This is a genomic window from Pseudomonas sp. P4_C8, from assembly GCF_056401975.1.
The window spans coordinates 143,584-156,918 of the sequence record NZ_JBFUIH010000005.1 but is presented as its reverse complement, the minus strand read 5'-3'; the positions used below and the strand labels follow the sequence as shown (position 1 = coordinate 156,918).

16 protein-coding genes and 1 tRNA gene are annotated in these 13,335 nt (G+C 57.3%); 14 read left to right on the top strand and 3 right to left on the bottom strand.

Going from position 1 to position 13,335, the window contains the following annotated elements; translation table 11 throughout:
- Positions 1-18 precede the first annotated feature (18 nt).
- Complete coding sequence (locus AC1DWM_RS04600; RefSeq protein WP_477794709.1) at positions 19-339, top strand: DUF3606 domain-containing protein; 321 nt, start codon at positions 19-21, stop codon at positions 337-339.
- A 95-nt stretch (positions 340-434) separates the two neighbouring features.
- On the opposite strand, the gene AC1DWM_RS04595 is transcribed toward AC1DWM_RS04600, so the two are convergent.
- Together AC1DWM_RS04595 and AC1DWM_RS04590 are read right to left on the bottom strand one after the other, a co-directional pair.
- Positions 435-764, bottom strand: coding sequence for a hypothetical protein (locus AC1DWM_RS04595; RefSeq protein ID WP_477794708.1), 330 nt, complete (start codon positions 762-764; stop codon positions 435-437).
- A 152-nt stretch (positions 765-916) separates the two neighbouring features.
- Positions 917-1,001, bottom strand: a tRNA-Leu gene (locus tag AC1DWM_RS04590).
- A gap of 107 nt (positions 1,002-1,108) precedes the next feature.
- Between AC1DWM_RS04590 and queA the strand changes: the two genes are divergently transcribed.
- The 6 genes from queA (at position 1,109) to AC1DWM_RS04560 (ending at position 7,192) form a co-directional block, all read left to right on the top strand.
- Complete coding sequence (gene queA / locus AC1DWM_RS04585; RefSeq protein WP_223512192.1) at positions 1,109-2,158, top strand: tRNA preQ1(34) S-adenosylmethionine ribosyltransferase-isomerase QueA; 1,050 nt, start codon at positions 1,109-1,111, stop codon at positions 2,156-2,158.
- 14 nt (positions 2,159-2,172) lie between these two features.
- Positions 2,173-3,288 (top strand): tRNA guanosine(34) transglycosylase Tgt, encoded by a 1,116-nt coding sequence (gene tgt / locus AC1DWM_RS04580; RefSeq protein WP_223512204.1) that lies wholly within the window; start codon positions 2,173-2,175, stop codon positions 3,286-3,288.
- A gap of 43 nt (positions 3,289-3,331) precedes the next feature.
- A complete protein-coding gene (gene yajC / locus AC1DWM_RS04575) occupies positions 3,332-3,667 on the top strand; it encodes a preprotein translocase subunit YajC (RefSeq protein ID WP_007982729.1) in 336 nt (111 codons plus the stop codon).
- Between the two features lie 64 nt (positions 3,668-3,731).
- The gene (secD, locus tag AC1DWM_RS04570; RefSeq protein ID WP_223512191.1) at positions 3,732-5,600 is read left to right on the top strand and encodes a protein translocase subunit SecD; all 1,869 of its coding nucleotides are present in this window, start codon (positions 3,732-3,734) and stop codon (positions 5,598-5,600) included.
- Positions 5,601-5,609: 9 nt separating this feature from the next.
- Complete coding sequence (secF, locus tag AC1DWM_RS04565) at positions 5,610-6,524, top strand: protein translocase subunit SecF (RefSeq protein ID WP_223512190.1); 915 nt, start codon at positions 5,610-5,612, stop codon at positions 6,522-6,524.
- Between the two features lie 119 nt (positions 6,525-6,643).
- The gene (locus tag AC1DWM_RS04560) at positions 6,644-7,192 is read left to right on the top strand and encodes a glycine zipper 2TM domain-containing protein (protein WP_223512189.1); all 549 of its coding nucleotides are present in this window, start codon (positions 6,644-6,646) and stop codon (positions 7,190-7,192) included.
- Positions 7,193-7,440: 248 nt separating this feature from the next.
- On the opposite strand, the gene suhB is transcribed toward AC1DWM_RS04560, so the two are convergent.
- A complete protein-coding gene (gene suhB, locus AC1DWM_RS04555; protein WP_007948182.1) occupies positions 7,441-8,259 on the bottom strand; it encodes a type III secretion system regulator SuhB in 819 nt (272 codons plus the stop codon).
- Between the two features lie 145 nt (positions 8,260-8,404).
- Here suhB and trmJ point away from each other — a divergent pair, with 145 nt between their 5' ends.
- From trmJ to hscB, 7 genes are all read left to right on the top strand, one after another.
- The gene (trmJ, locus tag AC1DWM_RS04550; RefSeq protein ID WP_123435028.1) at positions 8,405-9,175 is read left to right on the top strand and encodes a tRNA (cytosine(32)/uridine(32)-2'-O)-methyltransferase TrmJ; all 771 of its coding nucleotides are present in this window, start codon (positions 8,405-8,407) and stop codon (positions 9,173-9,175) included.
- 2 nt (positions 9,176-9,177) lie between these two features.
- Complete coding sequence (gene cysE, locus AC1DWM_RS04545) at positions 9,178-9,954, top strand: serine O-acetyltransferase (RefSeq protein WP_223512188.1); 777 nt, start codon at positions 9,178-9,180, stop codon at positions 9,952-9,954.
- A gap of 238 nt (positions 9,955-10,192) precedes the next feature.
- A complete protein-coding gene (gene iscR / locus AC1DWM_RS04540) occupies positions 10,193-10,684 on the top strand; it encodes a Fe-S cluster assembly transcriptional regulator IscR (protein ID WP_003227911.1) in 492 nt (163 codons plus the stop codon).
- Between the two features lie 50 nt (positions 10,685-10,734).
- Entirely contained in the window at positions 10,735-11,949 is a 1,215-nt protein-coding gene (locus AC1DWM_RS04535; RefSeq protein WP_046026628.1) for an IscS subfamily cysteine desulfurase, read from the top strand.
- An 85-nt stretch (positions 11,950-12,034) separates the two neighbouring features.
- Positions 12,035-12,421, top strand: coding sequence for a Fe-S cluster assembly scaffold IscU (gene iscU / locus AC1DWM_RS04530; RefSeq protein WP_003443374.1), 387 nt, complete (start codon positions 12,035-12,037; stop codon positions 12,419-12,421).
- 34 nt (positions 12,422-12,455) lie between these two features.
- Entirely contained in the window at positions 12,456-12,779 is a 324-nt protein-coding gene (gene iscA, locus AC1DWM_RS04525) for an iron-sulfur cluster assembly protein IscA (RefSeq protein ID WP_003227904.1), read from the top strand.
- An 8-nt stretch (positions 12,780-12,787) separates the two neighbouring features.
- Entirely contained in the window at positions 12,788-13,309 is a 522-nt protein-coding gene (hscB, locus tag AC1DWM_RS04520) for a co-chaperone HscB (RefSeq protein WP_477794763.1), read from the top strand.
- Positions 13,310-13,335 lie beyond the last annotated feature (26 nt).

The following is a 13,335-nucleotide window of genomic DNA, read 5'->3' as shown; positions in this document are numbered from 1 at the left end:
ATTGAAAAATTTTCGTCAGTGGGTTTGGTTGATACACCGTCGGGGAATGTTCCACCTTTACGTGTAATTGAATTAGATGGTAACGGTAGGGCAGGCATAGCGTTGAAAAACGTTTACCCCTCTCAAATTTTTCCTCTCGACACTTTACCTGCAGAAGGAATAGAAGTGAGCGCCCATGTTCAAAAACAATCCTTGGATCGATTTTTAATAAATGTGAATGAAGCACACGAGATCCAATATTGGGCAAGGGAATTTGGTGTAAGCGAAAACGAAATTAGGTTCGCGGTTGCAACTGTGGGTGCGAAGATTTCGAATTTGCAGAAGCTATTTAGAAAGTAGATTAGGAGGAGGGGGCGATTTATTATTGACTTAGACATAGCGACAAGTGTTGAACCGGTTGCCCTTGTTCCCGTTTTTTAGGTTGCCAGGCTTATTTATTGTATGTCTTTCAGATAGTCATTAAGTGCGATGAGCGGGGCATTAAGCTGCGCCATCGTTTGAATACTGGAAAATTCACCCGCCAATATTTGTAATTCCCGCCCCAAAGGCTTATCCGCACCCCCTACGGCTTCTAGCGCCAACCCCAAACACTCATCCACTTTCGCCTGAATCCCCTCAACATCCCCCCTCCTTACCAACAGCCCAAAAACCTCCCGCTCATAATCCCCCATCACCAAATCATCCCGAAGAATCGGACTCGAATCCTCCGTCTCATAAGCAAGCTTAAGGCAGAACAGGGCAACGGTTTCCAGCAGCAGTTCCATGGGGTGAATCCTTGAGAAGGGTCGTACCGGTCGAGGATGCGAGAAATCAAAAAGCATCGCCAGCAAGCCGGCTCCTACAGGTCGTCGTTGTGTCAGGCACTTTTCGACAGGCGAAAAAAAAAGGCCTTGCTAAGCAAGACCTTTCTTAATTTTGGTGCCCCGAGGGAGACTCGAACTCCCACTCCTTTCGAAAACGGATTTTGAATCCGCCGCGTCTACCAATTCCGCCATCAGGGCTCAATGGCCGCGGAGTATAGAGATGAGATAACCGTTGGTCAATCAGGTACATGGAGAATTTTTGATATTTCCGCTAGACTTCCCGGCCCTGCTAGACGAACCCCATCATGCGCGTTGCTGACTTTACCTTCGAGCTCCCAGATTCGCTGATCGCCCGCCATCCTTTGGCCGAGCGTCGCAACAGTCGCCTGTTGACCCTTGATGGGGTCAGCGGCGCCCTGGCACACCGTCAATTCACCGATTTGCTCGAGCATTTGCGCCCGGGCGATTTGATGGTGTTCAACAATACCCGGGTGATTCCGGCGCGGCTTTTTGGCCAGAAGGCTTCCGGCGGCAAGCTGGAAATCCTGGTCGAGCGCGTGCTCGACACTCATCGCGTGCTGGCGCATGTGCGTTCCAGCAAGTCGCCGAAACCGGGTTCCAAGATCCTGATTGATGGTGGTGGCGAGGCCGAGATGCTGGCGCGTCACGATGCGTTGTTTGAGCTGGGGTTCGCCGAAGAGGTGTTGCCGCTGCTCGACCGCGTCGGGCACATGCCGTTGCCGCCTTATATAGACCGTCCGGATGAAGGCTCGGACCGTGAGCGTTATCAGACGGTCTACGCCGAGCGTCTGGGCGCTGTGGCGGCACCGACGGCGGGGCTGCATTTCGATCAGCCGCTGATGGAAGCGATTGCGGCCAAGGGCATCGACACTGCGTTCGTGACCTTGCACGTCGGCGCCGGTACGTTCCAGCCGGTGCGCGTCGAGAAGATCGAAGATCACCACATGCACAGCGAATGGCTGGAAGTCGGCCAGGACGTGGTGGATGCGGTTGCGGCTTGCCGCGCTCGTGGCGGTCGCGTGGTGGCCGTGGGGACCACCAGCGTGCGTTCGCTGGAAAGCGCTGCGCGCGATGGCGTGCTCAAGCCGTTCAGCGGCGACACGGACATTTTCATCTACCCGGGCCGGCCGTTTCATGTGGTCGATGCCCTGGTCACCAATTTCCATTTGCCCGAATCCACGCTGTTGATGCTGGTTTCGGCGTTCGCCGGTTATCCCGAAGCCATGGCTGCTTATAAAGCCGCCGTCGAGCATGGATACCGCTTTTTCAGCTACGGTGATGCGATGTTTATCACCCGTAATCCCGCACCACGTGGCCCTGAGGACAAAGAATGAGTCGCCAAAGTCGTATGTCGTTTGAGTTGCTTGCTACTGACGGCAAGGCTCGTCGCGGTCGTTTGACCTTTCCGCGCGGTACGGTAGAAACCCCGGCGTTCATGCCTGTGGGCACCTACGGCACCGTCAAGGGCATGCTGCCGCGGGATATCACCGCCACCGGCGCGGAAATCATTCTGGGTAACACCTTCCACTTGTGGCTGCGTCCTGGCACCGAAGTGATCAAGAAGCACGGCGACCTGCACGATTTCATGCAGTGGAAAGGCCCGATTCTGACCGACTCCGGTGGTTTTCAGGTGTTCAGCCTGGGCGCCATGCGCAAAATCAAGGAAGAGGGCGTGACCTTCGCTTCTCCGGTCGACGGCGCCAAAGTGTTCATGGGGCCGGAAGAGTCGATGCAGGTCCAGCGTGATCTGGGCTCGGACATCGTGATGATTTTCGACGAGTGCACCCCGTACCCGGCTGACGAAGATGTCGCTCGCGTGTCGATGGAGCTGTCGTTGCGTTGGGCCAAACGCTCGAAAGAAGCCCATGGCGACAACACGGCGGCGCTGTTTGGCATCGTTCAGGGCGGCATGCACCAGGACCTGCGCATGCGCTCCCTGGAAGGCCTCGACCAGATCGGCTTTGATGGCCTGGCCATTGGCGGTCTGTCCGTGGGCGAGCCCAAGCACGAAATGATCAAGGTGCTGGATTACCTGCCGGGTCAGATGCCGGCTGACAAACCTCGTTACCTTATGGGCGTTGGCAAACCGGAAGATCTGGTTGAGGGTGTGCGCCGCGGTGTGGACATGTTCGATTGCGTGATGCCAACCCGTAATGCCCGCAATGGGCATCTGTTCATTGACACTGGCGTGCTGAAGATCCGTAACGCGTTCCATCGCCATGATGATTCGCCGCTGGATCCGACCTGCGATTGCTACACCTGCCAGAACTTCTCCCGCGCTTATCTGCACCATCTGGACAAGTGCGGCGAAATGTTGGGTAGCATGTTGAATACCATCCACAATTTGCGCCATTACCAGGTGCTTATGGCTGGTTTGCGCGAGTCTATTCAACAGGGTACATTGGCCGCCTTTGTCGATGCCTTCTACGCCAAGCGCGGGTTACCTGTTCCGCCTTTGGACTGAGTTTTCTGACCCCAAGATTCAACATTTGCAACTGGAGTGCTAAATGAGCTTTTTTATCTCTAATGCCATGGCTGACGCTGCTGCACCTGCGGCAGGCCCAATGGGTGGTGGTTTTGAGTGGATTTTCCTGGTCGGTTTCCTGGTCATCTTCTACCTGATGATCTGGCGTCCACAGGCCAAGCGCGCCAAAGAGCAGAAGAACCTGCTGAGYAGCCTGCAAAAAGGCGATGAAGTTGTGACCACCGGTGGTATCGCCGGCAAGATCACTAAAGTGGCAGACGATTTCGTCGTTCTGGAAGTTTCCGACACCGTCGAAATGAAATTCCAGAAAGGCGCCATTGCCGCCACGCTGCCAAAAGGCACGCTGAAAGCGATCTAAGTTTCAACTTCATATTCAATCGACGGGGCGCGCAAGGCGCCCCGCGTCATAAACGGGCGGCGTGATGCTGAACAAATACCCTCTGTGGAAATACATTCTGATCCTGGCGGTGCTGGCGGTCGGTCTGATTTATTCCGCTCCCAATTTATATCCTGATGACCCGGCCATTCAGGTCAGCGGTGCAAGTACTGCGCTGCTCGTCAATCAGGCTGATCTGGATCGCGTGAGCGCTGCGCTCAAGGAATCCGGGATCAACGTCAAGGCGGCCACGCTGTCGGCGAACGGCAAGGGTGGTCTGATTCGTCTGACCAAGGCTGAAGATCAGCTGCCTGCCAAAGACGTCGTACGCAAGGCATTGGGTGATGACTACGTCGTTGCACTGAACCTGGCACAAACCACGCCACAATGGTTGCGCAGCCTGGGCGCGCACCCGATGAAGCTGGGTCTGGACTTGTCCGGTGGTGTGCACTTCCTGCTGGAAGTGGACATGGACAAAGCAATCGACGCACGCTTGAAAGTGTACGAAGGCGACGTAAAGAGCCTGTTGCGTAAAGATAAACTGCGCTATCGCAGCCTGCCGCAATTCAACGGTGCCATTCAGCTGGGCTTCAGTGATGAAGCAGCCCGCGAAGAGGCCCGTACGCTGATTCGCAAGAACTTCAACGATTTCGACATTGTTCCGGCCGACCTCAATGGTCAACCGGTGCTGCGTCTGGCGATGACCCCGGCCAAGCTGGCGGAAATCCGCGAATACTCCATCAAGCAGAACTTGACCACGGTACGTAACCGCGTCAACGAGCTGGGTGTTGCCGAACCGATCGTTCAGCGTCAGGGCGCCAACCGCATCGTGGTTGAGCTGCCGGGCGTTCAGGACACCGCAGAAGCCAAGCGTATCCTCGGCAAGACGGCCAACCTTGAGTTCCGTCTGGCTGCTGAGCCGGGTGCTTCGAAAGCCACTTCCGAGTCCTTCGAGTTCCGTGAAGGCAAGCGTCCGCCGGCACAGATCGAGCGTGGCCTGATCATCACCGGTGACCAGGTGACTGATGCCAAGGCTGGCTTCGGCGAGCACGGCACGCCAGAAGTGAACATCCGTCTGGATGGTCACGGTGGCGAGCTGATGAGTCGTGCGACTCGCAGTAACGTCGGCCGCAGCATGGCGGTGATCTTCATCGAACAGCGCCCGGTGACCACTTACGTCAAGCAAATGGTCAACGGCGTCGAGAAAGACGTCGCGGTTCAAACGTTTAAAGAAGAGAAGAAGATCATCAGCCTGGCGACCATCCAGTCGCCGCTGGGTGCTCAGTTCCGTATCACTGGCCTGAACGGTCAGGGCGAGTCTTCCGAGCTGGCACTGCTGCTGCGTGCTGGTGGTCTGGCTGCACCGATGTACTTCGCTGAAGAACGCACCATTGGTCCAAGCCTGGGTGCCGACAACATCACCAAAGGTATCGATGCATCGCTGTGGGGCATGCTGTTTGTCTCGCTGTTCATCATCGCCATCTACCGCTTCTTCGGCATTATCGCCACCGTCGCTCTGGCAGTGAACATGGTGCTGCTGCTGGCCTTGATGTCTTTGCTGGGTGCAACGCTGACCCTGCCGGGTATCGCCGGTATCGTGTTGACCATGGGTATGGCGGTCGACGCCAACGTACTGATCTTCTCGCGGATCCGTGAAGAGATCGCGGCGGGCATGACGGTGCAGCGGGCAATCAACGAAGGCTTCGGCCGGGCATTCACAGCGATTCTCGACGCCAACCTGACAACCTTGTTGGTCGGCGGGATTCTCTTTGCGATGGGCACCGGCCCGGTCAAAGGTTTCGCAGTGACCATGTCCCTCGGGATCTTTACCTCGATGTTCACGGCCATCATGGTGACCCGCGCGATGGTCAACCTGATCTTCGGCGGTCGTGACTTCAAGAAGTTGTGGATTTAAGGGGCTGCCATGTTACGTACAATCAACTTCATGGGCGTTCGCAACTTTGCGTTCGGCGTCACATTGTTCCTTACTGCGCTGGCCATTTTCAGCGTCTTCCACAAGGGCATGAACTGGGGCCTGGACTTCACCGGCGGTACGCTCATCGAGCTGACCTACGAACGTCCGGCCGACGTCACCAAGGTGCGTGAGCAACTGGTTACCGCCGGTTATCACGAGGCCATCGTGCAGAACTTCGGTGCAACCACCGACCTGCTGGTGCGTATGCCAGGTGAAGACCCGCAACTGGGTCACCAGGTGGCCGAGGCCTTGCAAAAGGTCGGCGGCGATAACCCGGCGCAGGTCAAGCGCGTAGAGTTCGTCGGCCCGCAGGTCGGTGAAGAACTGCGCGACCAGGGCGGCCTCGGCATGCTGATGGCGCTGGGCGGTATCCTGATCTACCTGGCGTTCCGCTTTCAGTGGAAGTTTGCAGTTGGTGCCATTGTTTCGTTGATCCACGACGTGATCGTGACCATCGGTATTCTGTCGTTCTTCCAGATCACTTTCGATCTGACGGTATTGGCGGCGGTACTGGCGATCATTGGTTACTCGCTCAACGACACCATCGTGGTATTTGACCGGGTTCGTGAGAACTTCCGTGTACTGCGCAAGGCGACCCTGATCGAGAACATCAACATCTCGACCACGCAAACCCTGCTGCGGACCATGGCGACCTCGATTTCGACGTTGCTGGCGATTGCGGCCCTGCTGTTCTTCGGTGGCGACAACCTGTTCGGCTTCTCCATTGCGCTGTTCATCGGTGTTCTGGCGGGTACTTACTCGTCGATCTACATCGCGAACGTGGTGCTGATCTGGCTGAACCTCAGCAGCGAGGATTTGATTCCTCCTGCGGCGACCGAGAAGGAAGTCGACGACCGCCCATAACGGCCATCGTTTTCCCGTTGTCAGCCAAAAAAGGCGCGAGTTGAACTCGCGCCTTTTTTTGTGCTCCAAGGCTGGGAGAAGCGCGGGCTTGCCCCGCATGTGATGGTCAGGAGGTTCATGTGAACAAGTCGATGTTGGTTGGTGCGGTTTTGGGTGCTGTCGGTGTGACTGCCGGGGGTGCTGTTGCCACCTACAACCTGGTTAAAAGCGGCCCTGAGTATGCGCAAGTACTAGCCGTTGAACCGGTCAAGACACAGATCAAGACGCCACGTGAAGTTTGCAAGGACGTAACCGTGACTCGGCAGGCGCCGGTCAAAGATCAGCACCAGATTGCCGGTACGGTGGTCGGTGCATTAGCGGGTGGTCTGCTGGGTAATCAGGTCGGCGGCGGCTCCGGCAAGAAAATTGCTACGGTCGCAGGCGCTGTCGGCGGTGGTTATGCGGGCAACAAGGTTCAGGAAGGCATGCAAGAGCGTGACACCTACACCACGACCCAAACTCGCTGCAATACAGTGAATGACATCAGCGACAAGGTCGTTGGCTACGATGTCCGGTATTCGCTGGATGGCAAGGAAGGCAAGGTGCGGATGGATCGCGATCCGGGTAACCAGATTCCGGTCGACAAGGAAGGAAAGCTGATCCTTACGCAGAACGACGAGAATCGCTAAATACTCAGGTTTCAGATTCAAAAAGAAGCACCTTTCGAGGTGCTTTTTTTGTGTCCGCGATTTATGTGTCGCCATCAATCCTTGTGGGAGCCTGCTCGCGATAGCGGTCGATCAATCAACATTGATGTTGGATGTGAGGCCGCCATCGCGAGCAGGCTCGCTCCCACAATAGTTCCTTGGTGTTTGTGGGGGCGGATTCCAGACATAAAAAAAGCACCCCGAAGGGTGCTTTGTTTGTCGCTGGACGCTTAGCGCTTCAGCGAAGGCGGCAGGTGCGGCTGAATAGCCGTCAGCACTGCTTTGAAGCATTTGGTGTTGCCGGCAACGACGTGGCCTTTTTCAAGGAAGTCGTGACCGCCGGTGAAGTCGCTGATCAAGCCACCGGCTTCCTGGATCAGCAGGGCGCCTGCGGCCATGTCCCACTCGGACAGCCCCGACTCCCAGAATGCGTCGAAACGACCGGCGGCCACGTAGGCCAGGTCCAGGCTTGCCGAGCCGGCACGGCGGATTCCGGCGGTCTGGCCAACCAGGGCGCGGAACATGCCCAGGTAGTTTTCGAGGTTGTCCATCTGGTCGTCACGGAACGGGAAGCCGGTACCCAGCAGGGCGCCGTCCAGGCTGGTGCGGCCGCTGACGCGCAGGCGACGACCGTTCAGTTGAGCGCCGCGACCACGGCTGGCGGTGAATTCTTCCTGGCGAACCGGGTCCAGAACAACAGCGTGTTCCAGGCGACCGCGGTATTTGCAGGCGATGCTGACAGCGAAGTGAGGAATGCCGCGCAGGAAGTTGGTGGTGCCGTCCAGCGGATCGATGATCCACAGGTACTCTTCGCCTTCGATGCCGTTGCCGGCGTGCATGCCGGTTTCTTCACCCAGGATCGAGTGATTCGGGTAGGCCTTGCGCAGCGCATCAATGATTTTCTGTTCGGCGGCGCGATCCACCTCGGATACATAATCCTTGGCGTCTTTTTCGTCGACCTTGATGGTATCCAGGCGCTCGATGGAGCGGAAAATCAATTCACTGGCGCTGCGGGCGGCGCGCAGCGCGATATTCAGCATGGGCTGCATGGATGTGTCACCTAAGGTTGTTAAAGAAAGCCGGGCATTCTATCAGAACTTTTCTACAGGTGAAGGTCGGTGTTCGCTTTCATAGCTTAACGGTAGTAGGAACTGTAAGATTCGGCTCCAATTTCTGTGTTCGAGAGCGCCTCCCGTGCTGCATAACATTCGTGTCGTCCTGGTCAATACCAGCCATCCCGGCAACATCGGCGGGGCTGCGCGTGCCATGAAGAACATGGGCCTGTCGCGGTTGGTGCTGGTTGAGCCGCGGTTATTCCCGCATCACGAAGCCGACGCCCGTGCTTCCGGTGCCGGGGATATCCTTGAAAACGCGCAAGTCGTCGCCACCTTGGAAGATGCCTTGGTCGGCTGCAATCTGGTGCTCGGCACCAGCGCTCGCGACCGGCGCATTCCCTGGCCGTTGCTCGATCCCCGCGAATGCGGTGCGAAAGTGGTGGAAGAGGCCGGGCAGGGTGCCGAGATTGCCTTGGTGTTTGGTCGTGAAGATTCCGGCCTGACCAATGAAGAGCTGCAGCGATGTCATTATCACGTGCACATCCCCTCGGACCCTGAGTTCAGTTCGCTGAACCTTGGGGCGGCGGTGCAGGTGTTGGGCTATGAAGTGCGCATGTCCTGGCTGGCGGCCCAAGGGCAGCCGAGCAAGGTCGAGAAGGATGAAGTGGCGTCCACCAAAAGTGGAGAGCTGGCGACCATGGATGAGTTGGAGCGATTTTATGAGCACCTGGAACAAACCCTGGTGGCCATCGAATTCCTCGATCCGGAAAAACCGCGGCACTTGATGGCGCGCCTGCGCCGGTTGTACGGACGTAGCTCGGTCAGCCGGGCGGAAATGAATATATTGCGTGGCATCCTCACGGAAACCCAAAAAGCGGCCCGTGGCGAGCTTCTAAAGCGGAAGGATTAAAAATGTTCGAGCGTTTGCGTGAAGATATTCAGAGTGTTTTCCATCGTGATCCGGCAGCGCGCAACGCCTTTGAAGTTCTGACGTGCTACCCCGGCATGCACGCCATCTGGATCCATCGTCTATCCGCGATGCTGTGGCGCGCGGAGCTGAAATGGCTGGCGCGGCTGGTGTCGAACTTCGGTCGCTGGTTGACCGGGATCGAGATCCATCCGGGCGCCAAGGTGGGTCGTCGTTTCTTTATTGATCACGGAATGGGCATCGTCATTGGTGAAACCGCCGAGATCGGCAATGACGTCACCCTTTATCAAGGCGTGACACTGGGCGGTACCAGCTGGAACAAGGGCAAGCGTCATCCGACCCTTGAAGATGGCGTGGTAGTCGGGGCGGGTGCCAAGGTGCTTGGCCCGTTTACCGTCGGCGCTGGTGCCAAGGTCGGTTCTAATGCCGTGGTGACCAAAGCGGTGCCAGCCGGTGCGACGGTCGTCGGGATTCCGGGGCGGATCATCGTCAAGTCCGATGACGAGCAGGATGCCAAGCGTAAAGCCATGGCCGAGAAAATCGGCTTCGATGCCTACGGTGTCGGCGAAGACATGCCTGACCCGGTGGCGCGTGCCATTGGTCAGCTGCTGGATCACTTGCAGGCGGTCGATGGTCGTCTGGAGGGGATGTGCGGGGCTTTGAAGGATCTGGGTAGTAACTACTGCGCCAAAGATCTGCCTGAGCTGCGTGACGAAGACTTTGCCTGCGTGAAGGACAAGGATCAGAGTCAGGCCAGCTAGACCGAGTCGACTTCATCGCGAGCAGGCAAACTCCCACAGAGAATCGCATTTCAAATGTGGGAGCGAGCCTGCTCGCGATGAACGATAACGCGCAATCGCTGGCTGTAACCGCCCAGCCTTTGCTATGATGCGGCCGCTCTTTTGCGGGTAAACCTGACTAAAGTACTAGGTCTTATAGTTGACTTAAATACTCGGGAATTGCATACTCGCCCCATTCCGAACTCCGTGGTAATTGTCCATGCGACTGACTACAAAAGGCCGATACGCCGTGACTGCCATGCTTGATCTGGCGTTGCACGCGCAGCACGGGCCGGTGTCCCTGGCCGATATCTCCGAGCGCCAAGGCATCTCCCTGTCCTACCTCGAACAGCTTTTCGCCAAATTGCGCCGCAGCAATCTGGTGTCCAGCGTCCGGGGGCCGGGCGGTGGCTACCAATTGTCCCGCGACATGCAGGGCATCCAGGTCGCCCAGGTGATCGATGCGGTGAACGAATCGGTCGATGCAACCAAATGCCAGGGTCAAGGCGATTGCCATTCCGGCGACACTTGCCTGACTCACCACTTGTGGTGCGACCTGAGCCTGCAGATTCACGAATTTCTGAGCGGTATCAGCTTGGCTGACCTTGTGACTCGCCGTGAGGTGCAAGAAGTAGCCCAGCGTCAGGACCAGCGTCGTTGCAACAGCAAGGCGCCACGCCTGGACAAGATTGAAGCGTCAGCCGTCGAATGACAGCCAGAGAGCTAACGGCACGCCAGCCAGCCTGATTTAGGAGATAGTCCATGAAATTGCCGATTTACCTTGATTACTCTGCGACCACCCCGGTTGATCCGCGTGTTGCGCAAAAAATGAGTGAATGCCTGCTGGTTGACGGAAACTTCGGTAACCCGGCGTCCCGTTCCCACGTGTTCGGCTGGAAAGCCGAAGAGTCCGTCGAAAACGCTCGTCGTCAGGTCGCAGACCTGGTTAACGCCGATCCGCGTGAAATCGTCTGGACCTCCGGCGCAACTGAATCCGACAACCTGGCAATCAAGGGTGCGGCGCATTTCTATGCGACCAAAGGCAAACACCTGATCACCACCAAGATTGAGCACAAGGCTGTCCTCGACACCATGCGCCAACTGGAGCGTGAAGGTTTCGAAGTCACCTACATCGAGCCGCGCACTGACGGTCTGGTCACTCCAGAGATGATCGAAGCCGAGCTGCGTGACGACACCATCCTGGTTTCGGTCATGCACGTGAACAACGAAATCGGCACCATCAACGACATCGCAGCCATCGGCGAACTGACCCGTTCCAAGGGCATCCTGTTCCACGTCGACGCCGCTCAGTCCACCGGCAAGGTCGACATCGACCTGTCGAAGCTGAAAGTCGACATGATGTCCTTCTCCGCACACAAAACCTACGGCCCTAAAGGCATCGGCGCGCTGTACGTCAGCCGCAAGCCGCGTGTTCGCATCGAAGCGACCATGCACGGCGGCGGCCACGAGCGTGGCATGCGTTCCGGCACCCTGGCGACCCACCAGATTGTCGGCATGGGTGAAGCCTTCCGCGTAGCCAAAGAAGACATGGCTGCCGAAAACGTCCGTATCAAAGCCCTGAGCGACCGCTTCTTCAAGCAGGTCGAGGGCCTGGAAGAGCTGTACATCAACGGCAGCATGACCGCCCGCGTACCGCACAACCTGAACCTGAGCTTCAACTACGTTGAAGGCGAGTCGCTGATCATGGCACTCAAGGATCTGGCTGTTTCGTCCGGTTCGGCCTGCACCTCGGCTTCCCTGGAGCCTTCGTACGTACTGCGCGCCCTGGGCCGCAACGACGAACTGGCACACAGCTCGATTCGCTTCACCTTCGGCCGTTTCACCACCGAAGAAGAAATCGACTATGCCGCGCAGAAAGTCTGCGAGGCCGTTACCAAGCTGCGCACTCTGTCGCCGCTGTGGGACATGTACAAAGACGGTGTCGACATTTCGAAAATCGAGTGGGCGGCACACTGATTTCAAGTCGCCGCGAACCGGCCCTGTAAAACCAAGGTCTGCAGGGCTTAAAGAGCGACTCTCTGATGAGTGAGGAATAAGCATCATGGCTTACAGCGAAAAGGTCATCGACCACTACGAAAACCCGCGCAACGTCGGCAAGATGGACGCGGAAGATCCTGATGTCGGCACCGGCATGGTCGGCGCTCCAGCGTGCGGCGACGTTATGCGTCTGCAAATCAAGGTCAACGAGCAAGGCATCATCGAAGACGCCAAGTTCAAGACCTACGGTTGCGGTTCGGCTATCGCCTCCAGCTCCCTGGCGACCGAGTGGATGAAAGGCAAGACTCTGGATGAAGCAGAGACCATCAAGAACACTCAGCTGGCTGAAGAACTGGCCCTACCGCCAGTGAAAATTCACTGCTCCGTGCTCGCTGAAGACGCTATCAAAGCGGCCGTTCGCGACTACAAGCAGAAGAAAGGCTTGATCTGACTTTCAGGTTTTGGCGACGAGTAAGGAGTCACCGATGGCTATCAGCATGACAGAAGCGGCTGCTCGACACGTGCGGCGCTCCCTCGACGGGCGCGGCAAAGGTGAAGGGATTCGTCTGGGTGTTCGCACCACAGGCTGTTCCGGTCTTGCCTACGTGCTGGAGTTTGTCGACGAGGTGGTTGCAGAGGATCAGGTGTTCGAAAGTCACGGTGAAAAAGTGATTATCGACCCGAAAAGCCTGGCCTACCTGGACGGCACCGAGCTCGATTTCGTCAAGGAAGGGTTGAACGAAGGCTTCAAGTTCAACAACCCTAACGTGCGCGGTGAATGTGGCTGCGGCGAAAGCTTCAACATCTGAGGCTTGTCGTGGGTACTCCTTGTCATTTCGCTTTATTTGAGCTGCAACCGAGTTTCAATCTGGATCTCGATCAGCTGGCTACGCGCTACCGTGAGTTGGCGCGCAGTGTTCATCCGGACCGCTTTGCTGACGCTTCCGAGCGTGAGCAGCGGTTGGCGCTAGAGAAATCCGCGAGCCTCAACGAGGCCTACCAGACGCTCAAAAGTCCCCCTAAGCGTGCGCGTTACTTGCTCGCTTTGAATGGTGGCGAGCTGCCGCTGGAGGTCACGGTGCATGATCCGGAGTTTCTTCTGCAGCAGATGGAGCTGCGTGAAGAGCTCGAAGACCTGCAAGACAGTGCCGATATGGCCGGTGTTGCAGCGTTCAAGCGTCGGCTGAAAACCGCGCAGGATGTATTGAATCAAAGCTTCGCGGCTTGTTGGAATGATGCGGCGCACCGTGAACAGGCCGAACGCCTGATGCGGCGCATGCAGTTCCTCGACAAGCTCACCTACGAAGTGCGCCAGTTAGAAGAGCGCCTCGACGATTAACCCAGTGCCGCTCCGGTCGCACGCCT

Bases quoted from the DNA above. Each gene is read 5' to 3' on its own strand.
- AC1DWM_RS04595 (WP_477794708.1), bottom strand. From the start codon at position 764: ATGGAACTGCTGCTGGAAACCGTTGCCCTGTTCTGCCTTAAGCTTGCT.
- queA (WP_223512192.1), top strand. From the start codon at position 1,109: ATGCGCGTTGCTGACTTTACCTTCGAGCTCCCAGATTCGCTGATCGCC.
- tgt (WP_223512204.1), top strand. From the start codon at position 2,173: ATGTCGTTTGAGTTGCTTGCTACTGACGGCAAGGCTCGTCGCGGTCGT.
- secD (WP_223512191.1), top strand. From the start codon at position 3,732: ATGCTGAACAAATACCCTCTGTGGAAATACATTCTGATCCTGGCGGTG.
- secF (WP_223512190.1), top strand. From the start codon at position 5,610: ATGTTACGTACAATCAACTTCATGGGCGTTCGCAACTTTGCGTTCGGC.
- suhB (WP_007948182.1), bottom strand. From the start codon at position 8,259: ATGCAGCCCATGCTGAATATCGCGCTGCGCGCCGCCCGCAGCGCCAGT.
- cysE (WP_223512188.1), top strand. From the start codon at position 9,178: ATGTTCGAGCGTTTGCGTGAAGATATTCAGAGTGTTTTCCATCGTGAT.
- iscR (WP_003227911.1), top strand. From the start codon at position 10,193: ATGCGACTGACTACAAAAGGCCGATACGCCGTGACTGCCATGCTTGAT.
- AC1DWM_RS04535 (WP_046026628.1), top strand. From the start codon at position 10,735: ATGAAATTGCCGATTTACCTTGATTACTCTGCGACCACCCCGGTTGAT.
- iscU (WP_003443374.1), top strand. From the start codon at position 12,035: ATGGCTTACAGCGAAAAGGTCATCGACCACTACGAAAACCCGCGCAAC.
- iscA (WP_003227904.1), top strand. From the start codon at position 12,456: ATGGCTATCAGCATGACAGAAGCGGCTGCTCGACACGTGCGGCGCTCC.